The organism is Pseudoduganella buxea (assembly GCF_009720835.1).
Classification (GTDB): Bacteria; Pseudomonadota; Gammaproteobacteria; order Burkholderiales; family Burkholderiaceae_D; genus Rugamonas; species Rugamonas buxea.
In genome coordinates this window covers 1-22,196 of the sequence record NZ_WNKZ01000070.1, presented here as the reverse complement: position 1 = coordinate 22,196, position 22,196 = coordinate 1, and the positions used below count along the sequence as shown (strand labels likewise).

Here is a 22,196-nt window from a genome sequence, read left to right as displayed (position 1 = left end):
AGCGCTCAGCGCTCCTTGCGCCCCTTCAGCAGGTAATACGCGACGCCCGCCACGGCGGCCGTGACGGCCACTTTCTTCACCAGCCCGACGCGGTTGTGTTCCCACTCGGCCTTGATGCCCATCTCGGCGAACACGTTCGGTACGTGCCCGCGCGCCAGGTCCTCGCCGATGCCTTCGACCACGTTCACGCGGTCCGCCAGCAGCAGCAGCAGCCAGTGGCGGATATCGTTCTCGGTGGTCTTGAAGGCGGCCCGGCGCAACATGCCGGACAGGCCCTTCGGCGGCTGCGGGCTGCCGAACAGGGGCGTCATATGGGGGCGCTCGGGCGACACCAGCACCTCCACGTGCCGTGCCTGGGGCTCTGGCTGCGTCAGCGGCGCGTCCAGCCGCTGCGGCATGCGCTCCATCGGGTAGCCCGGGCGGTTCTTGTGATCCAGGTCGGCCCCCCAGCCGTGAATGGCGGAGCGGTCCACGGGCGGGCGGCCATGCTGGAACACGGCCAGGTCGTGGCGCTGCGACTTGTCGTCGTCGTGCCCGTGCGCGTGGGCGTGGTCATGATCGTGATGGTCTGTCATGGTCGTCTCCTCAAGGCAGGGTGGTGGCGGCAACGGCGCGGCGCTGCGGCTGGTTCGGCGGGATCAGCACCGTCTTGATGCAGTTATCCAGTTTGCTGGAGAAGATATGGTACGCATCGGCCACCTCTTCCAGCGGCACGCGGTGCGTGATGATCTGCTTCGGATCGATGCGCCCGGCCTGGATATGCTCGATCAGGCGCGGCAGGTGGCGCTTGACGCTGGCCTGGTTCATGCGCAGGGTCAGTCCCTTGTTCAGTGCATTGCCGATCGGGATGGCGTTGAAGGTGGGGCCGTACACGCCGACGATCGACACATTGCCGCCCTTGCGCACGGAGTTGATACACCAGTGCAGTGCGGTAGCCGAACCGGCCTGCATCATCGCGTAGACACCCGTCAAGGTCTGGGCCGCATTGCCGGCCGCCTCGCAGCCGACAGCGTCGATGCACACGTCCGCGCCCATCCAGTCCGTCATCTTCTTGATATGCAGGGCCATGTCGTCCACTTCGCGGAAGTTGACCACTTCGCACTGGGCATAGCGGCGCACGAACTCGAGCCGGTATTCCACGTGGTCGACCACGATGACCCGTCCCGCGCCCATCAGCCAGGCCGACTTGGCGGCGAAGATGCCGACCGGGCCGGCGCCGAACACGACGACCGTGTCGCCTTCGGCGATGTCGCCCATCTCGGCGGCCTGGTAGCCCGTGGGCAGCGCGTCCGTCAGCAGCACGGCGTCGTCCTCGTCCATGTCGTGCGGGATGATGGTGGGGCCGACATCGGCCATCGGCACGCGCACCAGCTCGGCCTGGCCGCCGTCATAGCCGCCCGCCGTATGCGAGTAGCCGTAGATGCCGCCGACGGCACTGGCCTGCGGATTGGTGTTGTGGCAATTGCCGTACAGCTCGCGCTGGCAGAAGAAGCAGGAGCCGCAAAAGACATTGAAGGGCACCAGCACGTGGTCGCCCACCTTCAGTTTCTGCACGCCTGATCCCACTTCCTCGACGATGCCGACGAACTCGTGGCCGAAGGTCGTGCCGACACGGGTGTCGGGCACGAGGCCGTGGTACAGGTGCAGGTCGGAGCCGCAGATGCAGCTGCGCGTGACGCGCACGATGGCGTCGCCGGGATGTTCGATGACGGGGTCGGATTTTTGCTCGGCACGGACACGATATGGTCCGCGGTAGTTCATTGCCAGCATGGCAGTTCTCCTGGTGGGCTTGTATTCGATGGGACTGCACGGGTACCCGCTTGCGGCGGGTCCAGCACGAAAAAGCCGCCCAAGGGCGGCTTCGCTCAGCCTGCCCGTTTAACGGGTCGGCGGCGTGGTGGGCTGGTTCTGCTGGTTCGGCAGCGTGCCGGACGGATTGGTCGTCGTGCCCGTCGTGCCCACGGGACCGGTGCGGTTGCCCGACGGCGTGGTGCTGTTCATCGTGCTGCCGGAGGTGCCGGTGGCGCTGGTGCCGGAGCTGTTCATGCCTGAGGTGCCGGAGGTGCCCGTGCCGCTGGCGCCGGAGCTGTTCATCGTCGAGCCCGTGCCCGAATTCATGTCCGACGTGCTGCTGCCACTCATGTCGCTGGTGCCCGACGTGCCGCTGGTGCCCTGTTCATGCTTGCTGCCGTGCTTGGCCTTGTCGGATTTCTTCTGCTTCTTCGTATCGGACTGCTTTTGCGGGTCCGTGGCCGTGCTTTGCGAACCGGTGGACTGCGCCGCCACGCCGGCGCTGATGACCATTGCTGCGAGGGCTAGTGCGAGTTTCGTCTTCATAACGTTCTCCTGTTCGTGTTATTGCCGTGAGCGTCACGGTGAGACAAAATTCTCCCACGCAGGAGCGGCGCGACGGGTAGGACTGCACGCCGCAGGCCGGTCGGAACAACGCCACGCAAATTGCAATTTGCGCAGGGTTGCCGTTCCGTCCAGCTCTGCACTTCAGGCTGCCACTTCAGGCTGCCTTATCATCCTTGCTCATCAGCCGGGCCCGCAGCCGCTGACCTTCCTCGGCCACCAGCGCCGCATTGCGCGCTTTGACATGGCCGAAGCCGCGGATGCGTTCGGGCAGCTGGGCCAGTTGCAGCCACGTACCCTTGTTCTCCGCCGTCAGCGTGGCGCACAGCTCGTCCACCAGCGCGAAATAGTCGTCGCGCAGGGCCCGCTCGTGGCGCCGCTCGGCCGTCCAGCCGAACGGATCGAGCGGCGTGCCGCGCAGCTGCTTCAAGGGCGCCAGCAGCCGGAAGGCCGACAGCATCCACGGGCCGAAGCGCAGCTTGGCCGGGACGGTCGAGCCGGGCTTCGGGCGTGCCAGCAGTGGCGGCGCCAGGTGGAACTCGAGCTTGAAGTCGCCGCCGAACTGGCTGTTCAGCCTGGCGCGGAAGGCCGGGTCGGCGTGCAGGCGGGCCACTTCGTACTCGTCCTTGTAGGCCATCAGCTTGAACAGCGCCCGCGCCACGGCTTTCGTCACGGGCGTCTTCGAGCCCGGGCCGTCCACGGCCCGCTCGCGCGCCTCGACCTTCCGCACGGCCGCCAGCCAGCGCTCGGCATAAGCTTCGTCCTGGTATTGCACCAGGCGGGGCAGGCGCTGGGCGACCAGCTCTTCCAGCGTGGCCGGGGCGGTGAACTGGATCACCTTGGCACTGCCGCCCGCCAGCCGTGCCAGCGCGGCACTGTCGGCGGCGGCCAGGCGGCCCAGCAGCAGGGCCTGGCGGTTCATCGGCACGGCCACGTTATTCAGTTCCACGGCGCGCAGCAGCGCCGCCATCGACACGGGCACCAGGCCCTTCTGCCACGCATAGCCCAGCATCAGCATATTGCCGGCGATGGGCTCGCCCAGCAGGCGCCCGGCCAGTTCCTGTGCATCCAGGCCGTGCACATTGGCGTCGCCCGCGGCCCGGCGCAGCTGCGCGAACAGGCCCGGCATGTCGTTGCTGGCGTCCGGGTTGCGCGTCAGTGCCGCCGTCGGAATTTCCCGCTCGTTGGCGATGACCTGGGTGCGGCCGTGGCGCATCACGGCCAGCGCATCGGGCATGGCCGCCACGACGGCATCGCAGGCCAGCACGGCGTCGGCTTGCTGCAGGTCGATGCGCACCTGGTTCAGCGCCTGGGGCGAGCGGGCGATGCGCACATGCGACATGACGGCGCCGCCCTTCTGCGCGAAGCCCATGAAGTCCAGGGTCGATGCGCCCTTGCCTTCCAGGTGGGCCGCCATCGTCACGAGCGCGCCGATGGTGACGACGCCGGTGCCGCCGACACCGGCCACCAGCATCTCGAAGGGCTTCGAGAAATCGTGCGGGGCGGGGGCCGAGAACGGCGCCAGCGCCGCTTCCAGCCTGGCCGTATCCAGCCTGGCCGCTTCGGGTTTCTTCAGCTGGCCTCCGACGACGGAGACGAAGCTGGGGCAGAAACCTTCCACGCAGGAGTAGTCCTTGTTGCACGAGGACTGCTCGATCTGGCGCTTGCGGCCCAGCTCCGTCTCCAGCGGCAGGATCGACAGGCAGTTCGATTGCACGCCGCAGTCGCCGCAGCCTTCGCAGACGGCTTCGTTGATGACGACGCGGCGGGCCGGGTCGGGGAATTCCGTGTGCGTGGCCGTGTTCTTCTTGCGGCGGCGGCGCTTCTCGGCCGCGCAGGTCTGGTCGTACACCAGCACCGTCACGCCCTTCACGTCGCGCAGCTGGCGCTGCACCAGATCGAGCTCGCTGCGGTCGTGCACCGTCACGCCGGCCGGCAGGGCCACGCCGTCGTAGTTGTCCGGCTGGTCGGTGACGACGACGGCGCGCACGGCACCTTCCGTCAATACCTGCTGCACGATCTGCGGCACCGACAGCTTGCCGTCCACCGGCTGGCCGCCCGTCATGGCCACGGCGTCGTTGTACAGGATCTTGTAGGTGATGTTGGTGCGCGCCGCCACGGCCTGGCGCAGGGCCAGGAAGCCGGAGTGGAAGTAGGTGCCGTCGCCCAGGTTCTGGAACACGTGGGGCTTGTCGACAAAGCGCGACGCCGCCACCCACGTGACGCCCTCCCCGCCCATCTGCGTCAGCTGCACGGTGCTCCGGTCCATCCACGTGGCCATGAAATGGCAGCCGATGCCGGCAATGGCGGTGCTGCCTTCCGGGACCCTGGTCGACGTGTTGTGCGGGCAGCCGGAGCAGAAGTACGGCGTGCGGATGGCGTTGGCCGGATCGGCCTTCACGTCGGCCGCGCAGAAATCCGGCAGGAATTGCGCCAGGGCCAGCTCGGGCAGGTGCGGCGCCAGCCAGCGGATCAGCGCGGGGGCGATGCGCGACGGGCGCAGTTCGCCGATTGCCGCCAGCAGCGGCTGGCCCGCCAGGTCGGTCTTGCCCAGCACCTGGGGCCGCGCATCGGCGGGACGGTTATAGAAATGCTGCTTCAGCTGCTGCTCGATGATGGGGTCTTTTTCCTCCACCACCAGCACTTCGCGCAGGCCGTGGGCAAACGCGTCGAGACGGCCCGGCTCCAGCGGCCACGTCAGGCCCGGCTTGTACAGGCGGATACCCAGCTCCTCGAGCCGGTCCTGCGTCAAGCCCATGCGCTGCAGGGCTTCCACCAGGTCCAGGTAGGCCTTGCCGGCGCTGACGATGCCCAGTACGCCGCCGGGCGCCTGCGTGACGAAGCGGTCGATCGAATTGGCGCGGGCAAAGGCGCGCACGGCGTTCAGCTTTTCCGCCACGCGCTGCTCGATCTTCAGGCTGGGCAGGTCGGGCCAGCGGTAATGCAGGCCTTCGGCCGGGTAAACGTAGTCGGTTGGCGTGACGAAGCGCGGCGCGGCCGGCAGTTCCACCACGGCGCCGCCCTCCACCGTTTCCGAAATGGCCTTGAAGCCCACCCAGTTGCCGGAGAAGCGTGACAGGGCCCAGCCGTACAGGCCGAATTCCAGGTATTCCTCGATATTGGCCGGGTTCAGCACGGGCATGCTCCACGCGATCAGGGCCTGCTCGCTCTGGTGCGGCATCGACGAGGACACGCAGCCATGGTCGTCGCCCAGCACCACCAGCACGCCGCCATGGGGCGAAGAACCGTAGGCGTTGCCGTGCTTGATGGCGTCGCCGGAGCGGTCCACTCCCGGGCCCTTGCCGTACCACATGGCGAACACGCCGTCGACCTTGCGGGTGGGGTCCGTTTCGACCTGCTGCGAACCCAGCACGGCGGTGGCGCCCAGGTCCTCGTTGATCGCCGGCAGGAACTCGACGGCGTGGGCGGCCAGCTGCTTGCGCGCGCGCCACATTTCCTGGTCCACCGCGCCCAGGGGCGAGCCCCGGTAGCCGCTGACGAAGCCGGCCGTGTTCAGGCCGCTGGCGGCATCCAGCCGTTTTTGCGCCAGCATCAGCCGCACCAGGGCCTGGGTGCCGGTGAGGAAGACGCGGCCCGTCTCGCGGGCCAGGTTGTCGTCCAGCTGGTAGCCGGGATCGACGATGGGATTGTTGGCGGGGGGCGTGGCCGCCTGCAGGGCGTCGAGGCCGGGCTTGGTGTGAGCGTTCATTATTATTTCCTTGGCTCGTTGAGCTTGTCTCCGTGCCGGAAATGATAGGTGCGCCGATGCGAAATAATTTTCCTGTTTCTTCTACCGTATGCTAAGTTTCAGGAAAATCCTTTCGATTTTCCGGCACAAAATGAAAAACCATTCCCTCGACGCCCCCTCCATCAAGATCCTGGCCGCGCTGCAGAAGAACAGCCGCCTTTCCACCGCCGAACTGGCCGAGGAGGTGGGCCTGTCGGCCACCCCGTGCTGGCGCCGGCAGAAGGAGCTGGAGGACAACGGCTACATCACGCGCTACGCCGCGCTGGTGGACCGTCGCAAGGTGGGGCTGATGGTGTGCTGTCTGGCCCATGTGACCCTGAACCGGCACTCGGCCGGCGTGGTGGAAGCGTTTGAAGGGGCGATGCAGGCGCGCGCCGAAGTGGTGGAATGCTACGAGACGACAGGCAGCTCGGACTACACGATCAAGGTCATCGTGCCGGACATGGAGGCTTACCAGAACTTCCTGCACGAAGTGATGTTCAAGCTGCAGGGTGTGGCGCAAATCAATACGAACGTGGCGCTGCGCGAGGTCAAGTACCAGACGGCGCTGCCATTGTGACGTGGTAAAGGCGCCCGCTGGCGCCTCCCTTTGCGCTTACGCTGCTCAGCTGCCCTGCCGCCGCCGCAACGCGACGCCAATTAAGCCCATGCCGGCCAGGACCATGCCGTAGGTGGCCGGTTCCGGCACGGCGGACACCGTTACCGTATAGCGTCCGTCGCCCTGGTATTCGGACAGGTTGTACGTGCCGGGTACGAAAGCGGGCGCCGCCTCGGAGCCGCTGTAGAGCTGGGGACCGTCGGCGATCAGCAGGAACTGGCCGCCGTAATAATCCTCGATGCTCAAGCCTCCGCCAAGCGAACCATTGAAGAACGCCACGTCGGCCAGTTCGCTGACGGCATTGTCGTAAGTTCCCGCCACGTCGCCGTAGATGAAGCCCACGCCCGGGAAGACGACGCCGGGAACCGTCGATGAATCGAGCTGCCAGGTGGCGGCATAGTCGCCGCTGACGGTGAACTGGTACAAGGCGGCATTGGCGGCGCCCGTGCACAAGAGTGCGGCCGCGACAGCGGCAGTGCTGATGAGTCGTTTCAGTGTCATCGGAAGTCCAGGTAAGGGATGGTTGTCTTGAACCCAGCGCCGCATGGCTCGCGCGGCGTTGTCAACACTATCACGGAATCGCGAGGTATTGTCCAGATTACAAGCGGCCCGGCCGCTGCCCCGCCAGTCACTTGGCAATTTGATGGCAATCCGGTGTTAGACACCTATATCGTTCGACCTTGGACTTCGTTCAGACGTTATCCCAGATCAGGCGTACTATCCACGTCACCATCCCGCCCAGCAATGCCAAGCCGACCAGTATTTTGATGAGGCCCGCCAATCGAGCCAGCACATAGGCTGTTGAGACGGCGCCAGTAGCAACCCATGTAAATCGCGCCCATTTTGGCCATTCCATCAACCCAAAGTGCTTCAACAGTGCATAACTGATCAGGCCGCCTCCGACAAAGCCGACGACCGCCAAGATGCAGCCCGCGACCTCATTCGAATCCTTACGTTTGGCCGCCTCCATCTCTTCTTTGCTGTCGAAGTGCTCGACGTGCTCATCGTCTTTAACCCAACTATATCGTGGCATCAACAATCTCTTTCATCTGACAAATCGTACTGGTCTGCAATTTGGGGCGATACACCTGGCGGCCGGCAGGGGTAGCCGCTTCGCTTGGGACAAGTGCACGGAGCGTCGGCAGTACGCAGCAATCGGCAGGTACCTGACACCGAATTCACGGAGCAAGCAAGGCTGGCTGACAGGACTACCCGGAGCGCTTCTCGACTGTAATCTTGGCCAATAATGCTGGCGGAACAGGCTGGCCATTCGAACTGAGCTGACGGACTGTTTCATGCAACAAGATCATCTGCGTGATCTTGACTGCAGCCCAGGCGACGACGCCGACGATTGGTACGAGCAAAGCAATGATGGGGACGACTTGCGGTGAAATACTGGTGAGCAAACTCATCTTTTAGGATTTCTCAGTGTGATCGGACTGACTTCTTCGGCGACAGCAGGACAACAGACGGCGAGCCAATAGCCGCCAACAATAGCAAATATTCCATAAAAAGAAACTCACACATTGTCACCCCGACGGCAAACCTGCGCGCCCGTCGACGGCCGACGGTCAAGCTGAGCACACGAGTTGCTACCCTCGGGACCGGCGACCGGTTTCGTCAGGCGTTCTCGGGTATCCCCCGAATGCCGGCGCGGCGCGCTGTCAAGGCACTGGCGTGAGCAGCGCCCGCCCTAAAAAATGCGCCAGCAGGTTGTCGACGACGAGCTGGCCCATCGCGTGGCGGGTTTCCACCGTCAGGCTGCCCACGTGCGGAGTCAGCACGACGTTCGGCAGCGCCGCCAGCGCCGGCGGCACATCCGGTTCGCTGGCGAAGACGTCCAGGCCGGCCGCGCCCAGGCTGCCGTCGGCCAGGGCCGCCACGAGGGCCGGCTCGTCGACGATGGAGCCACGCGCGATGTTGATCAGGGTGCCTTGCGGGCCCAGTGCCGCCAGCACGGCCGCGTCGACCAGGCCGCGCGTGGCGGGCCCGCCCGGCGCGCAGACGACCAGGTAGTCGCTTTCACGCGCCAGGTCCGCCAGCGACGCGCTGCGCGGCACGCCGGTACCGGCGACCACGTTCGGCTGCCAGTAGCGCAGTTCCAGGCCGAAGCCGGCCAGGCGCGCGGCCACGGCCCTGCCGATGCGGCCGAAGCCGTAGATGCCGGCCGTCTTGCCGCGCAGGGTGCGGGCTGGTTGCAAGGGCACGCGCTCGGCCCACTGGCCGCCCCGCACGTAATGGTCCAACGCGGGAATGCGGCGCGCGGCCGCCAGCAGCAGGGCCACGGCCAGGTCGGCCACGTCGTCCGTCAGCACGCCGGGCGTGTTGGTGACGGCAATGCCGCGCGGGCGCGTCGCGGCAAAGTCCACCGCGTCCACGCCGATGCCGTTGACGGCGACGATCTCCAGCGCCGGCAGGCGGGCCGCCAGCGCCGCGTCGATGCCGATTGTGCCAGTCGTCGCCAGGCCGCGCACGCCGGCGCCGACCCGGTCGATGAAGGCATCGTGCTGGTCGGCGAGCACCTGCCACAGGTGGTGGCAGGTGAAGTGTTCGTCGAGCTGCGCCATCACGGCGGGCGACGGACTGGGGGCCATGACGAGGATTTCCGGCTGCATGCGGTGGTTCCTGGAAGTTGCGGAAGCTTTATTGTAGAAGCATTCCGGTGCTACCATCGGTCGCCATGACCATCTCGCCCTTCGCCACCGCCGCCACCGCCGCACCCCTCGCCGCCTGCCAGGTGCTGCGCTGGCAGCCCGATGCCGCATTGCCCGGGCTGGCGGTCCACCTGGTCGAATTTACTGCCGCCGGCTTCACGCCCGCCAGCTTCGCCGCCGCGGGCCTGGCGCTGCCGGCCCATATCGAGCGCAGCGTGCCGAAACGCCAGGCCGAATATTTTCATGGCCGGTTGGCGGCGCGACAGGCGCTCGCGGCGGCAGGGCTGGCCGTCACGGAAATCGGTAGCGGCGCGCAACGCGAACCCCTGTGGCCCGCCGGGGCAGTGGGCAGCATCAGCCACAACAGCCGCCGCGCCGCCGCTGTCGCCCTGCCGGCGCCTTCCTGCCACGGCATCGGCATCGACCTGGAATCGCCCGCATCGATCGAGCAGCAGGACAGCCTGGCCACCCTGGCCGTCGATGCGGCCGAACTGGCGCTGCTGGCCGCTAACGAGCACCTGCTGCCGCGCGGCGTCCTGCTGGCCCTCGTGTTCTCGGCCAAGGAGAGCTTCTACAAGGCCGTGTTCAACGCCGTCGGCCAGGTCTTCGACTTCGATGCGATCCGGCTGGTTCGCGTGGCGCCGGACCACCTCGACTTCGACGTCGCCCAGGCGCTGTGCATGCAGTGGCAGCCGGGCATGCCGGCACGGGTGCACTACCGCGTGCTGCCCGACGGCGACCTGCTGACCGCCTTCATCTGGTAAGACCCAGCACCAGCGACTGGTGCGTGCCGAAACCGGCCATCGCGCCGGCGGCCGATGCCAGGGTGGCGTTGTGCATCATCGCGGCCATGTCGCCGGCGGCGAACACCCCCGGTACCGTGGTCTGCCCCATGGCATCGACCCGCACCAGCGGCCCCGTGAAGCCGTCATCCATCGCGCAGCCCAGCTGGCGCGCCAGCGGGCCCGGATCGGTGCGGGGCGCAACGAACAGGCCACCCAGGCGCACCACCCTGCCGTCTTCCAGCCGCACCCCGATCAGTCCGGGCGCCTCGCCCAGCAGCGCCACCACGGGAACCCTTTCGATGACGACCCCGCGCGCGGCCAGCAGCGCCGCCTGTTCCGCGTCCGGTTCGTACCGGCCCTGCGTGAAGAAGGTAGTCGGCCCCCAATCCGGCAGCAGCGCCGCCTGGTGTGCCGATTTCGCGTGACCGGCCAGGACGCCGACGGGCGCGCCACCCAGTTCGTAGCCGTGGCAGTAGGGGCAATGCAGCACGGTGCGGCCCCAGCGCTCGACAAGGCCCGGCAGCACGGGCAGCTCGTCGCGCACACCCGTGGCGAGGATCAGGCGCCCGGAGCGGTGCGTGGCGCCATCGGCGCAGGTGACGGCGAAGCCGCCATCGACCGCTTCGGCCGCCACCGCCTCGGCATCGACGAAACGCACCGACGGATAGGCCGCCAGCTGTCCACGGGCGGCGGCGCGTATCACGTGGGGCGCGACGCCGTCCTGGCCGAGAAAGCCATGGGCCGCCTCGGCGAACCGGTTGCGGGGCAGGCCCGCGTCGATCAATGTGACGTGCCGGCGCGCCCGCGCCAGCTGCATGGCGGCCGACAGGCCGGCGAAACTTCCTCCAACGACGATTGCATCCATGGCACCTCCTGGTTATGTATCTTCGATTGTTCCATGAATCGGTCATTCACGCAACTACCAACGTTACAGGAGCGCGGTTATACTCTGTCCATGAGACACGACAGCCGACTTTCGCGCATGCTCCATGTGCTGATCCACATGGACGCCCACGCCGGGCGCGCCACTTCCGACACGATCGCCCAGATGCTGTCGACCAATCCCGTCGTCGTGCGCCGCACGATGGCGGGCCTGCGCGACGAAGGGTATGTGCAATCCGAGAAAGGCCATGGCGGCGGCTGGGTGCTGGCCCGGCCGCTGGCGGCCATCACGCTGCTCGACATCCACCGGGCGCTGGGCAGCCCGTCCGTGTTCGCCATCGGTGCCAGCAACGACCACGCCGAGTGCCTGGTCGAACAGGCCGTCAATGCGGAACTGGGCGAAGCCCTGCGCGAGGCCGAGGCGCTGCTGCTGGCCCGCTTCGGCCGCGTCACGCTGGCCGACCTGGCCCGAAGCGTGAACGCCAGGCCGGGCGGCGGGGCCTGACGCAATGGACACGCTGACCTATCTCGACGCCTTCATCCTCAGCGCGGAAAGCGGCAGCTTCTCGGCCGCGGCGCGGCGCCTGGGACTGACACCGGCTGCCGTCAGCAAGAACGTGGCCCGGCTGGAGGCGGCCGTCGGCACGCGGCTGTTCCAGCGCAGCACGCGCAGCGTGACGTTGACGGAAGCGGGGGAGCAATTCCTGGCCCGCGTGACGGGGCCGGTGGGCCAGCTGCAGGATGCCATCGCGGGCCTGGCCCAGGATGCCGGCGCGCCGGCCGGGCGCCTGAAGGTCAGCTGCGCACTGGGGTTCGGGCGCACCTACCTGGTTCCCCTGCTGGGGCAATTCCTGGAACGGCATCCGGCCGTGCTGCCTGACTGGCAGTTCGACAACCGCCAGGTCGACCTGGTGGGCGACGGCTTCGACGCGGCCATCGGCGGCGGCATCGAACTGACGCCCGGCGTCGTGGCGCGGGAACTGGCGCGGGTGCGCATTGTCGCCACGGCCTCGCCGGCCTTCCTGGCACGCCATGGGGAACCCCGCCATCCGGCCGACCTGGCCGCCCTGCCCGGCATCGCGCGCCGCTCGGCGGGCTCGGGGCGCCTGCGCAACTGGACCCTGCGCAACGGCGCCGGCGACGAGGCCGTGGCGGAATGCCGCAGCGTCGCCGTGTTCGACGATCCTGAAGCGATGGCCCACGCGGCCGCGCTGGGACTGGGCATCGCGCTGCTGCCCACGCCGCACGCCGTGCCGCTGCTGGAATCGGGCGCGCTGGTGCATATCCTGCCTGCCTGGGATGCCGATGCGGGGCCCATGTCGATCTACTATTCGAGCAAACGCCTGCTGCCGGCCAAGACCCGCGCCTTCGTCGACTTCATCGTCGCAAGCTTTCGCGACACGGCGCTGGCGGCGCGCCTGCGCGGGCCGGCACGGGGCTGATCAGTCGGGCGGCGGCACCAGGGTGCGCTGGCCCTGCTCGCGCAGCACGGCGGCCGCGTCGTCGTACAGGAAGGGCAGGAAGGCGAAGCGCTGGCCCCGCGTGACAGGGGTGGCCTCGTGCAGCAACGAGCAGGAAAAGATGACGGCGCCGCCGGTCGGCGCACGGTAGGTACGCTGGCCGAATTCGGGGAAGCGCAGTTCGCCGCCGTCGTACTCGTGCGCGTTCAAGTTGATGGTGCATGCGAACTTGCGGTGCACCGTGGCGGGCGTGGTGTTGTCGCGGTGCGGGCGGAAAAAGCCCCCTCCTCCCGCGCTGCCATCGTCGTAACAGGCCACGACATAGCGCTCCATCCGTGTTACCTGGAACTGGAAGGCCTTGTGGATCTCCGGCACGAGCCGGCGCAGCAGCCGGGCGCGCACGGCAGCGCGCAAGGTTTCCAGTTCCGGCTGATGATCGAAAGCGAAGTCCTGGCGGCGCTTGAAGCCGTGTTCCACCATGCCCACCGTCTGGCCATTCACCTCGCGCATGAAGCCGGAATCGGTGCCGCCGTGGTGGCCGTACAGGTCGATCAGGCGGCGGCAGAAATCGTCCTCGAACACGCGCGGCAGCACCAGCACGGGCGCCGCCAGCGGCACGCCGGCATGGGCGTCGAGCGCCGGCAGGCGCGCCAGGAAGCGTTCCAGCGCCGCGTTGTGCCCGTCGTTGACGGGGATGGCGGCCAGCACGCGCAGCATCGGGTCGATCACCAGGGTGAACGGCGTGTATTCCAGCTGCCCGCCGGCCGTGGCACGCAAGGCGCCATAGCGGCGGCTGACGGCATGGTCGAAATCCCAGAAGTAGCGGATGCCAGGCAGCAGCTGGCTGACCCGCCCCGCGCTTTCGTCGAGAGGGTCGATGGACACGCCGAACCAGCACAGCCGCGCATCGTCGAACAGGGCACGGCGCGCCGCGACGTGGGCATTGATGGCACGCCCTGCCTCGCGGCCCGCGCTGCCGAAGAAACTGAGGACGATGTAGCGGCCGGCGGCCGTGTTGAAGTGGAAGCGCTCGCTGTTGCTGGAGCGGACCGCGAAGTCCGGCACGGGATCGCCGGGTAACCAGGTTGGGGAAGTCATACGCGCCTCGTCAGGGAAGGCGCATTATCGCAGCCGCCGCCATTGCCGGCTACCCTCCCCCATGCACGGGTCAGGCGGCCAGCTTGAAGACGGCCACCGCCTCGTCGAGTTCGCGGGCCTGCGCCTTCAGCGATTCGGCGGCGGCGGCGGCCTGTTCCACCAGGGCGGCGTTCTGCTGCGTCACGCTGTCGATATGGGCGATCGCCGTGCCGATCTGCTCGATGCCTTCCTGCTGCTCGGTGCTGGCCAGCGAAATTTCCGTGACGACGGCCGTGACCTGCTCGACGCTGCTCAAAACGTCGCGCATGGTGGCGCCGGCGCGGTCCACCAGGGCACGCCCGCTGCCCACTTCCTGCACGGAAGCGGTGATCAGTTCGCGGATTTCCTTGGCGGCCGACGAGGAGCGTTGCGCCAGGTTGCGCACCTCGGTGGCGACGACGGCGAAGCCCCGTCCCTGTTCGCCCGCACGAGCCGCTTCGACGGCCGCGTTCAAGGCCAGGATATTGGTCTGGAAGGCAATGCCGTCGATGACGCCGATGATTTCGGCGATCTTGCCCGAGCTGGCGCCGATGGCACCCATCGACGCCACCACTTCGGCCACCGTCTTGCTGCCCAGGCTGGACACGCTGGAGGCCTGGCCGGCCAGGCGCGCCGCCTCGGTGGCGTTGTCGCTGTTCTGGCGTACGGTGCTGGTCAGTTCCGTCATCGACGCCGCCGTCTCTTCCAGCGAGCCGGCCATGTCCTCGGTGCGGGACGACAGGTCGGCGTTACCGGTGGCGATTTCGGCCGAGGCCAGCGCGATGGCCTGGGTGCCGCCGCGCACGCGGGTGACGATATTGGCCAGGTTGCCGCTCATCGTGCCGAGCGCGCGCAGCAGGTCGCCGATCTCGTCCTGGCGGTTCGAATTGACTTCGGCGCGCAGGTCGCCGTCGGCCACGTCGCGGGCGATGACGAGGGCGCGGGCCAGCGGCACGGTGATGCCGCGCACCAGCAGGATGACGATGACGCTGCCGATGGCGACGGCGGCTACCAGCAGCACCAGCAGCAGCACGACGGAGCGCTGGTAGACGCTGTCGTTCTGCGCTTCGACCGCGTGCATGCGTGCTTTCGCCTCCTTCTCGATGTACAGCACGATCTTGTCGATCTGCTCGGTCGGCGCGCGGTCCATGCCCTTGACGAGCGCATCGACGGTCTTCGCGCTGGCCGGGTCGCCCACGACATATTCCTTCAGCGCCGCCAGGTAGCGCTCCTGCAGCGCGTTGCGCGAGGCGATCGCCTCGTCGACGGCGCCCGATTCGAGCTGCAGCTGGATCATCAAGTCTTTCAATGCCTGCAACTGCTTCGTCGTCGTGTCGCCGGCCTTGACGAAGGCTTCGCGGTACTTCGTCATGGCCGCGTCGTCGTGGCTGCGCAACAGGATGTTCTTCCACTCCTGCACCTGGATCTTGAAATCGACCTGGGCCATCCGGGCCGTGTCGACGGCAGCCAGCAGGCGGCCGGCCTCGACGAAGCCGGCGGCATTGCGCTGATTCATGTCACGCAGCGCGGACCAGCCCGTGAGGCCGACGAGCAGCACGGTCACGAGGAAAAATGCGCCCAGCAGGGACAGGCGGACGCCGATTTTGAGGTTAGCGAGCTTCATAGGAGTTTCGGTCTTGAAAGTGAGCACGCAGCGAGCAGGAGGTCGCCGCAGGTCGGACGGGGATGGGGTCCGGAAGAGTTCGGGGCAACCCCCGGACTGTCCGGATGTTGCCGTTCGGAATCAATGTTACCATGCGCGCCGACGCACGTCACGCCTGGCGCAAGCTCCGGCCGCAGGCGTGGCGCATTTGCGCAACGGGCCGTTGTACACTGATGTTTTTTGGGTAAGGAAGCAATGTCGATTTTCTCAAAAGCCGCGCTCAAGCATGAAGCGGACCTGGCCGCCGCCAAGATGGCGGCCCAGGAACAGGCCGCGCGCCAGGCCCGGCTGGATTTCCGGGAGCAGTACCGGCAAACGCTGGAGAACGTCGTGCGTCCCCAGTTCGCCGCCGTGCGCAAGCAGATGTACGAGCACGACTACGACGGCAAGGTGGAGGAAGGCAACGACGGCTGGAACGACTTCATCCGCCTGATCTTCGTGCCTGAGAAGAACCGCCTGGCCGCTCACGCGGGCCGGGATGCCTGCATGCTGACCTTTGCCGCCATCGAGAACAGCTGCCTGCTCGAGTGGACCAGCGCCTTCGACCAGCGCGCCCGCGACGGCAGCGGCAAGGCCGGCGGGACCATCGCCTGCACCGACCTGACGCCCCAGTGGCTGGAAGCGACCCTGGGCGAATTCTTCGACAAATCGTTCGGGGCGCGGGTGCGCAAGCAGGGCAACTGAACCGGCTCAGGCCGCTTCGGCCGTGGCACGCGCCCGCGCCAGCAGTTCGGCAGCCGGCATCGGCCGCCCCAGCAGGAAGCCCTGGGCGTAATCGCAGCCGGCCGCGCGCAGCCATTCGAGCTGCTCGGGACGTTCGACGCCTTCGGCGATGACGGACAGGCCGAAGCCGCGCGACAGCGCGATGACGGCGGTGGCGATGGTGTGGCCGGCCACCGGCAAGGATTGCACGAACTTGCGGTCCACCTTCAGCTGGTTGATGGGGAAGGACTGCAGGTAGGCCAGCGACGAATAGCCGGTGCCGAAATCGTCGATCGACAGGCGCACGCCTTCGGCACGCACGGCATGCATGAAGGCCACGGCGGCATCGACATCGTCCATCAAGAGGCTTTCCGTCAGCTCCAGTTCCAGCCGTTCCGGCGCCAGGCCGCTCGCGTGCAGGGCCGAGCGCACGTCGTCGAGGAAACCCTTTTCCTTCAGCTGGCGGGCCGACACGTTCACCGCCACCGTCAACGGCGGCGCGCCGGCCCGGTCCCAGGCCGCCACATCGGCGCAGGCCCGGTGCAAGACCCAGCGGCCAAGCTCCACGATCAGGCCCGACTCCTCGGCGACGGGAATGAACTCCACCGGCGGGATCATGCCTCGCTGGGGATGGGGCCAGCGCAGCAGCGCCTCCACGCCCACCATCGCCCCCGTGCGGCAATCGAACTGGGGCTGGTAGTAAGGTACCAGCGCGGCCGCCTCGATGGCCTTGCGCAGCTCCGCTTCCATCTGGGCGCGGCGCTGCATCGCCAGGGTCATCTCCGGCACGAACACGGCCAGCCGGTTGCGCCCGGCGCTCTTGGCGCGGTACAGGGCCGTGTCGGCACTGCTCAGCAGCTCGGTCATGCCGGTGGCGTCGCGCGGATACAGGCACAGGCCGACGCTGGCCGTGGCGAACACCTCGCCCGTCTCCAGCAGGAACGGGTCGCGCAGCGCGGCGACGATGGCGTGGCCGATGGCCTGCGCCGCCGTTTCGTCGGCCACGGGCGCAATAACGGCGAATTCGTCGCCGCCGATGCGGCCCACCACGGCGCCGGCGCCGATGGCCGCGCCCAGCGCCGTGGCCACGTGCTGCAACAGCACGTCGCCGGCCGCGTGTCCGGCCGTGTCGTTGATCACCTTGAAGTTGTCCAGGTCGACCAGCAGCACGGCCACCTGCCCGCCCTGCCCGGCCTGGATAGCCATGGCCCGTTCCAGGCTGGCATATGTGGCACGCCGGTTGTTCAGGCCCGTCACGGGATCGGTATTGGCCAGGTAGTGCAGCTCCCGTTCGGCCGCAGCCACGCGGGCGCGCGTGCGGTGCATCGCGACCGACACAACCAGCAGCCCGCCCAGCGAGGCCAGCGCCAGCAAGCCGGCGTAGCGCAACAGGCCCGTCAGGATACGGTCCGTCCCCGTCACCAGGACGAGGCGACCCAGCACCTGGCCACGGTACGCCACCTGCTGCGTCACGGCCAGTTCGCCGAAGGCCGGCACGGCCGCTGCCACGTCGGCGCGGGGTGAGCCGAAGGTGGCGAAGCGCCGTCCGTCGCGGCTATACAGCAGGACGCTGCGCAACTGCTCGGCGTTGCGCAGCGACGCCAGCATCTCGCCGGCCGCTTCCTGGTCGCCGAACATCAGCGGCGCGGCCACGTTCTCGGCCACAATGGCGGCCTGCATGCGCGTCTCGTCGGCCAGCGCGCCCCGCAGCGACACCCACTCGTAACCGAGCAGGATTGCGCCGGCGAACACCAGCGCCGACAGCGCGGCGGCCAGCTGGCCGACGCCGAGCGTGCGGGCGATCTGGTGGCCGGGCTGGCCATGAAGGGCCGATGGCGAGGCCGGCATCACAGCACGTTCCTTGCCAGTTGCAGCAGGCGCGAACTGAATTTCAGGCCGGCCCGCGCCGCCTCGCGCGTATCGATATCGAAGCGCAGGTGGGCGTCTTCCTCGACCAGGGTGACGGTGCCCTGCCACCGGTTCGGGCGGGCGCCGTCGACGACGAACAGGGTGCCCGGCACTGCGGGCGGCGCCACGTTCGGCGCGACGGCGGCACTGTAGACGACGATATCGCAGTCGCGCCCCTGACCGCCGTCGATGACGTTCCAGGCCCGGCCGGCGGCGCTCTTGCCTTCCAGTTCGCGCAGGCCCGCCCACAAGCTGTGCGCCGGGCTGGCGCAGACGGCCAGCGGCCGCGCGGCTGCGGCTTGCGGCCATGTCGTGAACTGGGCGATATTGAAGATATAGGCGGCCTTGAGCCGGCTGTCCTCGTTCTGCGCCTGGCAGGCAAACGCGCAGCACAGCGCCGCCGTCGCCCACAGATGGCGCGGCGCGAGATGCCGGGCGTGGCCGCAAGCTGTCATCGCGAGAAGTCGTAGTCCAGCTTGAGCGAGACGGTGCGGCCCTGCCGCGCCAGCGCTTCCTGCACGAAGGCGGGGCCGGCCGGATCGGCATAGGTCCTGTCCGTGACGTTGTAGATGCTGGCAGACCAGCCGAAGGCGCGCCGCCCGGGGGTCGACGACAAGGTCAGGCTGACCACGCAAAAGCCGCCCGTCATCGCGTGTTCGGTGCGCCGTTTCGAGCTGCACTGCACTTCATTGCCCAGCCGGGCGAACGGCAGCGGCAGGGTGGCGGCCAGCTTGGCCAGGTGCCGGGGCGAGCTGGCCAGCCATTCGCCGGCGCCGTCGCGCGCCAGCTGCCACGAGTAACTCGACCGCAGGCGCGCGCCCGAACGGAACAGGCGTTCGCCGGCCAGCTCGACGCCGTGGGCCGTGGCCTTGTCCGTGTTCTGGAACTGCAGCATGCCGTTGTCATCGATCAGCCGCTGCGTGATCAGGTCGCTCATGCGGTTGTGGAACAGCGACGCCGTCAGCTTGCCGTAGGCATCGTGCATGCGCTCCCATACCAGCTCCCCAGTGCGGATGACTTCGGCCCGCAGTGCCGGATTGGCCAGCATGCCGCCTTCGTTCGGGTAGTGGTAATACAGCTCGTAGGCATTCGGCGCGCGGTAGGCGGTGCCGTAGATCAGCTTGAGCGTATCGCGCCGGCCCGGGTGGGCGATCAGCGCGGCCCTGGGGCTGAAGCGGCCGCCGATGGTGCTGTCGCGGCCGTAGCGTAGTCCCGCGTTGAGCATCAGGCCAGGACGCAGCTGGATCTCGTCGTCGATATAGGCGCCCCAGCGGCTGTCGGCACGGCGCTCGTCCACCAGTTGCTCGTACGGGTCTTCGTCGAAGCTGAACTGGTCGCGCCGGGCATTGCGCTGCACTTCCACGCCGGCTGCCAGCTTGTGGCCGGCAAAAGCCGTCACGGTGGCATGCACGCTGGCGCCATACCACGCGGCGTGGTCGCCGTCGACATTGCGGCGCGGCGCGCCGGCGTCATCCGGGTAAATGCCGATGCCCAGGTAATCGGCACGGCCCCAGAACAGGTTCGACGCCAGCTGCACGCCGTTTCCGAGTGCACGTGTGTAGGACAGGTTGGCCGTGGCCAGGGTGTCACGCGTGGCGTTGGGCTGGTTGAAGACGGCGCCGAACGAACCGGTCGGAATGTCCTTGATACGGTCGACATAGGCGGCCGAGAACACCAGGCCGCGGCCGGCGATGCGGGCGAAGAAGCTGCGCGCGCGGTCGCCGTCGAGGCCCCGCGCGACGCCGCCGCCCTGCTCGGGCGTATCGAATTCGGGGTAGTACAAATCCTCCCCCCGCTGGCGCAGGCGGCTGGCCGACAGCACGATATCGTCGCCGTTCTGGGCGTGCCAGCCATACGTGACGCGGCCCCGGCGCTCGCCCAGGCTGCCCGCCGTGGCGCTGGCCTGCAGGCCTTTCATCGCGCTGCCGGACTTGGTGATGACGTTGATGACACCGAACACGGCGTTCGAGCCGTACACGGCGGCACCGGGGCCCGGCACATATTCGATGCGGGCCACCAGGTCCATGTCGAGCAGGCCGTCGCTGCCCACGACGGCCTGGTCATACACGGCGTCGTTGACGCGCACGCCGTCCACCAGCAGCAGGAAGCGGCCGTTGTAGTCGCCCGGACGCAGGAAGCCGCGCGCGCCCAGGTAGGAATAATTGCGGTCCTGCGTCACATACAGGCCCGGCACGGAAGCCAGCGCATCGGCCAGCGTGCGCCAGCCGTGCTCGCGGATATCCTGCGCCGTCAGTACCACCACGGCCGACGGCGCATCGCTGGCCGACTGCTCGAAGCGCGAGGCCGACGTCACCATCGGCACCTGCATCAGCTGTTCCAGCGGCATGGCGGCCAGGTCGTCCGCCTGCGCGCGGGCGCAGCCGGCGGCGCACAGCGACAGCATGGTCAGGGCGATACGGGAAAGGCCGTCGGGCATGGGGAAGGTTTCCGAAGAGGGTTGGGCGGCCGGTGGAGCGCTTTTTCCGGCACAGCAAGGGCCGAGTATAACAATTCCTTAAGGCAACTAATAGTGTTATTGCGCCACAGCAAAGCAAATCGCACCATCCTGATGCAGCTTTCCGACAAGCGGGCACGGCCGCCGTTGTCTTATCAAAAAGCCTTTCGAACAAGCTTGCCGACAGCGCAATGCAGGGAGCCTGCCGGCGCCTTACCCGAATTCCGACGAAGGATAGTCGAAATGCTTCGTTCTCCCCCGGTGGCCTTGGCTATATTGACAACGCGGTCCTGCCGGTCCGCCGCGCCCCGGCTGAATTCTCCTGCCGCGCGGGGGCGCACACCCTTCGCCCCGAATCATGAACAGCGCTATCCTTACTTCGTCCACGCCCCGCACGCAGTTCCTTCACCATCAATTCCGCCACAGTTACGGCTGGCTGACGGCCGGCATGCACCGGCTGGTCGGCTCGCGCCACGACGCCGATGACCCGGCCGCCTCCGCCTTCACGGAACTGGCGGCGCTGGACGACGTCAGCGCCGTGCGCCAGCCGCGCGCCCTGTTGACCACCATCGCCGGCCGGCGCGGCCGTCGACTACGCGCTGGGCATCACGTACCTGGGCCAGCACATGGAAACGGTGGCACACACGCGCTACGCCAATTCCGTTCTGCCCGCCCTGTTCCTCGACAGCGCCGCCTTCAAGGGCCTGGACATCATCCGCCTGGGCACCCTGCGCGACCACATGATCTCGCCGTTCGCGCAAGGCACCTGGCACGTCACGGACCGCATCGACGTGACGGCCGGCGTGCGCGCCAACGTCCAGGAAAAGAGCGGCCAGTTCATCCGCTACAACCGGGTGCCGTTCAACTCCGGCTACCTGACGGAGAACCACACGCTGCCCTCCGGCACCCTGACGGCGACGTGGCGTCCCGCGGCCGACTGGAGCGTCTACGCCGCCGCCTCGTATGGCGAGAAATCCGGCGGCCTGAATATCTCGGCCGGTGCCGCCAGGCAGGCCCGCCTCGATTCCCTGTTCATCAAGCCGGAGCGGGCCCGCAGCGGCGAGATCGGCGTGAAGGCGGCGCTGGCCGACGACAAGGCCAAGCTGAAGGCCGACGTGTTCCTGACGGAGATCGCCGACTTCAGACCCAGGGCTACAACATCGAGGACCAGCAGACCTACCTGATGAACGCCGGCTCGTTCCGCTCGCGCGGCGCGGAAGCGAGCGTGGCCCTGGCGCCCACGCGCGACTGGTCCGTCGACGTGGCGGCCGTCTACAACGACGCCTGGTACACGGACTACGACGGCGCCCGCTGCCCACCCGACGTGACCCTGGCGCCCAAGCCGCCGGCGTCGTGCAATCTCTCAGGCGAACGATTATTTAACGCCCCGCGCCTGACTTACAATGCCAGCGCACGCTACAGCTGGAACGGTGCCGGCGGCCTGCGCTCTTTTGTCGGCGCGCGCTACGCCTATCGCAGCTGGATGTACGGCACGGTCGACAACGCCGAATTCACGCGGGTGCCCGGGTATGGCCTGGCGTCCTTCTCGGCCGGCACGGAAGGCACGTCCCAGGGCGGCGCATGGACTGCGTCGATCTGGCTGAACAACGCCTTCGACAAGACTTACTGGCGCCGGCTGGTCAACGGCGACTACGGCTCGGTGGGCGGCTGGCGCGGCGAGCCGCGCACGCTGGGCGTCACCCTGGCCTACCAATACTGAGAAGGATTGCAGCGATGGAGACGAACTTGCGACGACGCAGCGTGCTGAAGTTGGCCGCCTCGCTGGCCGCCTCGCCGACCCTGGCGGCGCCTCGCCCGGCGCAAACCGCCGGCACCGCCGCGCCCGTGGCCGACACGCCGCTGGGCTGGC

22 protein-coding genes are annotated in these 22,196 nt (G+C 67.9%); 7 read left to right on the top strand and 15 right to left on the bottom strand.

From position 1 onward, the window contains the following. Nucleotides 1-5: 5 nt before the first annotated feature. The 4 genes from GM672_RS20270 to GM672_RS20255 form a co-directional block, all read right to left on the bottom strand. On the bottom strand, nt 6-575 hold the full coding sequence (locus GM672_RS20270) for a hypothetical protein (RefSeq protein WP_155472351.1): 570 nt from the start codon (nt 573-575) through the stop codon (nt 6-8). Nucleotides 576-585: 10 nt separating this feature from the next. Beyond that, entirely contained in the window at nt 586-1,770 is a 1,185-nt protein-coding gene (locus tag GM672_RS20265; RefSeq protein WP_155472350.1) for a zinc-dependent alcohol dehydrogenase, read from the bottom strand. 108 nt (nt 1,771-1,878) lie between these two features. After that, entirely contained in the window at nt 1,879-2,337 is a 459-nt protein-coding gene (locus GM672_RS20260; protein ID WP_155472349.1) for a hypothetical protein, read from the bottom strand. 175 nt (nt 2,338-2,512) lie between these two features. After that, entirely contained in the window at nt 2,513-6,031 is a 3,519-nt protein-coding gene (locus tag GM672_RS20255; RefSeq protein WP_371867086.1) for an indolepyruvate ferredoxin oxidoreductase family protein, read from the bottom strand. Nucleotides 6,032-6,194: 163 nt separating this feature from the next. On the opposite strand from GM672_RS20255, the gene GM672_RS20250 reads away from it, so the two are divergent. Further along, on the top strand, nt 6,195-6,662 hold the full coding sequence (locus GM672_RS20250; protein ID WP_155472347.1) for an Lrp/AsnC family transcriptional regulator: 468 nt from the start codon (nt 6,195-6,197) through the stop codon (nt 6,660-6,662). Between the two features lie 45 nt (nt 6,663-6,707). Here GM672_RS20250 and GM672_RS20245 read toward each other — a convergent pair whose 3' ends face one another. The 4 genes from GM672_RS20245 to GM672_RS20230 all read right to left on the bottom strand — a co-directional run bounded on the left by GM672_RS20245 (nt 6,708) and on the right by GM672_RS20230 (nt 9,316). After that, the gene (locus tag GM672_RS20245) at nt 6,708-7,202 is read right to left on the bottom strand and encodes a PEPxxWA-CTERM sorting domain-containing protein (protein WP_188916041.1); all 495 of its coding nucleotides are present in this window, start codon (nt 7,200-7,202) and stop codon (nt 6,708-6,710) included. A gap of 190 nt (nt 7,203-7,392) precedes the next feature. Continuing rightward, on the bottom strand, nt 7,393-7,734 hold the full coding sequence (locus GM672_RS20240) for a hypothetical protein (protein WP_155472345.1): 342 nt from the start codon (nt 7,732-7,734) through the stop codon (nt 7,393-7,395). Nucleotides 7,735-7,909: 175 nt separating this feature from the next. Further along, on the bottom strand, nt 7,910-8,113 hold the full coding sequence (locus tag GM672_RS20235) for a hypothetical protein (RefSeq protein ID WP_155472344.1): 204 nt from the start codon (nt 8,111-8,113) through the stop codon (nt 7,910-7,912). Between the two features lie 252 nt (nt 8,114-8,365). Continuing rightward, nucleotides 8,366-9,316: a 2-hydroxyacid dehydrogenase gene (locus GM672_RS20230; RefSeq protein WP_155472343.1), complete on the bottom strand. Its 951-nt coding sequence runs from the start codon at nt 9,314-9,316 to the stop codon at nt 8,366-8,368. A gap of 65 nt (nt 9,317-9,381) precedes the next feature. On the opposite strand from GM672_RS20230, the gene GM672_RS20225 reads away from it, so the two are divergent. After that, entirely contained in the window at nt 9,382-10,119 is a 738-nt protein-coding gene (locus GM672_RS20225; protein ID WP_155472342.1) for a 4'-phosphopantetheinyl transferase family protein, read from the top strand. Here the strand turns inward: GM672_RS20225 and GM672_RS20220 are convergent. Then, on the bottom strand, nt 10,109-11,005 hold the full coding sequence (locus tag GM672_RS20220; RefSeq protein ID WP_155472341.1) for an NAD(P)/FAD-dependent oxidoreductase: 897 nt from the start codon (nt 11,003-11,005) through the stop codon (nt 10,109-10,111). The genes GM672_RS20225 and GM672_RS20220 overlap by 11 nt on opposite strands. Nucleotides 11,006-11,095: 90 nt before the next feature. Here GM672_RS20220 and GM672_RS20215 point away from each other — a divergent pair, with 90 nt between their 5' ends. Both GM672_RS20215 and GM672_RS20210 read left to right on the top strand, forming a co-directional pair. After that, on the top strand, nt 11,096-11,527 hold the full coding sequence (locus tag GM672_RS20215) for an Rrf2 family transcriptional regulator (RefSeq protein ID WP_155472340.1): 432 nt from the start codon (nt 11,096-11,098) through the stop codon (nt 11,525-11,527). Nucleotides 11,528-11,531: 4 nt separating this feature from the next. Further along, on the top strand, nt 11,532-12,464 hold the full coding sequence (locus tag GM672_RS20210) for a LysR family transcriptional regulator (protein ID WP_155472339.1): 933 nt from the start codon (nt 11,532-11,534) through the stop codon (nt 12,462-12,464). Here GM672_RS20210 and GM672_RS20205 read toward each other — a convergent pair whose 3' ends face one another. Then, nucleotides 12,465-13,580 (bottom strand): 2OG-Fe(II) oxygenase, encoded by a 1,116-nt coding sequence (locus tag GM672_RS20205; protein ID WP_155472338.1) that lies wholly within the window; start codon nt 13,578-13,580, stop codon nt 12,465-12,467. A gap of 70 nt (nt 13,581-13,650) precedes the next feature. After that, nucleotides 13,651-15,222: a methyl-accepting chemotaxis protein gene (locus tag GM672_RS20200; RefSeq protein ID WP_155472337.1), complete on the bottom strand. Its 1,572-nt coding sequence runs from the start codon at nt 15,220-15,222 to the stop codon at nt 13,651-13,653. A 234-nt stretch (nt 15,223-15,456) separates the two neighbouring features. Here GM672_RS20200 and GM672_RS20195 point away from each other — a divergent pair, with 234 nt between their 5' ends. Beyond that, nucleotides 15,457-15,945 carry a hypothetical protein gene (locus GM672_RS20195; RefSeq protein ID WP_155472336.1) on the top strand — a complete coding sequence of 163 codons (489 nt, stop codon included), beginning with the start codon at nt 15,457-15,459 and terminating at the stop codon, nt 15,943-15,945. Between the two features lie 6 nt (nt 15,946-15,951). Here GM672_RS20195 and GM672_RS20190 read toward each other — a convergent pair whose 3' ends face one another. From GM672_RS20190 to GM672_RS20175, 4 genes are all read right to left on the bottom strand, one after another. Then, nucleotides 15,952-17,811, bottom strand: a complete 1,860-nt coding sequence (locus GM672_RS20190) for a putative bifunctional diguanylate cyclase/phosphodiesterase (RefSeq protein WP_155472335.1) — start codon at nt 17,809-17,811, stop codon at nt 15,952-15,954. After that, the gene (locus GM672_RS20185) at nt 17,811-18,326 is read right to left on the bottom strand and encodes a YfiR family protein (protein WP_155472334.1); all 516 of its coding nucleotides are present in this window, start codon (nt 18,324-18,326) and stop codon (nt 17,811-17,813) included. The genes GM672_RS20190 and GM672_RS20185 overlap by 1 nt, the downstream gene beginning before the upstream one ends. Continuing rightward, entirely contained in the window at nt 18,323-20,308 is a 1,986-nt protein-coding gene (locus GM672_RS20180; protein WP_229417841.1) for a TonB-dependent receptor plug domain-containing protein, read from the bottom strand. Before GM672_RS20180 ends, GM672_RS20185 begins: the two co-directional genes overlap by 4 nt. A 444-nt stretch (nt 20,309-20,752) precedes the next feature. Next, nucleotides 20,753-20,896 (bottom strand): hypothetical protein, encoded by a 144-nt coding sequence (locus GM672_RS20175; RefSeq protein ID WP_155472333.1) that lies wholly within the window; start codon nt 20,894-20,896, stop codon nt 20,753-20,755. Between the two features lie 56 nt (nt 20,897-20,952). Between GM672_RS20175 and GM672_RS20170 the strand changes: the two genes are divergently transcribed. Both GM672_RS20170 and GM672_RS20165 read left to right on the top strand, forming a co-directional pair. Further along, the gene (locus GM672_RS20170) at nt 20,953-21,510 is read left to right on the top strand and encodes a TonB-dependent receptor domain-containing protein (RefSeq protein ID WP_155472332.1); all 558 of its coding nucleotides are present in this window, start codon (nt 20,953-20,955) and stop codon (nt 21,508-21,510) included. Continuing rightward, a complete protein-coding gene (locus GM672_RS20165) occupies nt 21,510-22,046 on the top strand; it encodes a porin family protein (RefSeq protein WP_155472331.1) in 537 nt (178 codons plus the stop codon). Before GM672_RS20170 ends, GM672_RS20165 begins: the two co-directional genes overlap by 1 nt. Nucleotides 22,047-22,196 lie beyond the last annotated feature (150 nt).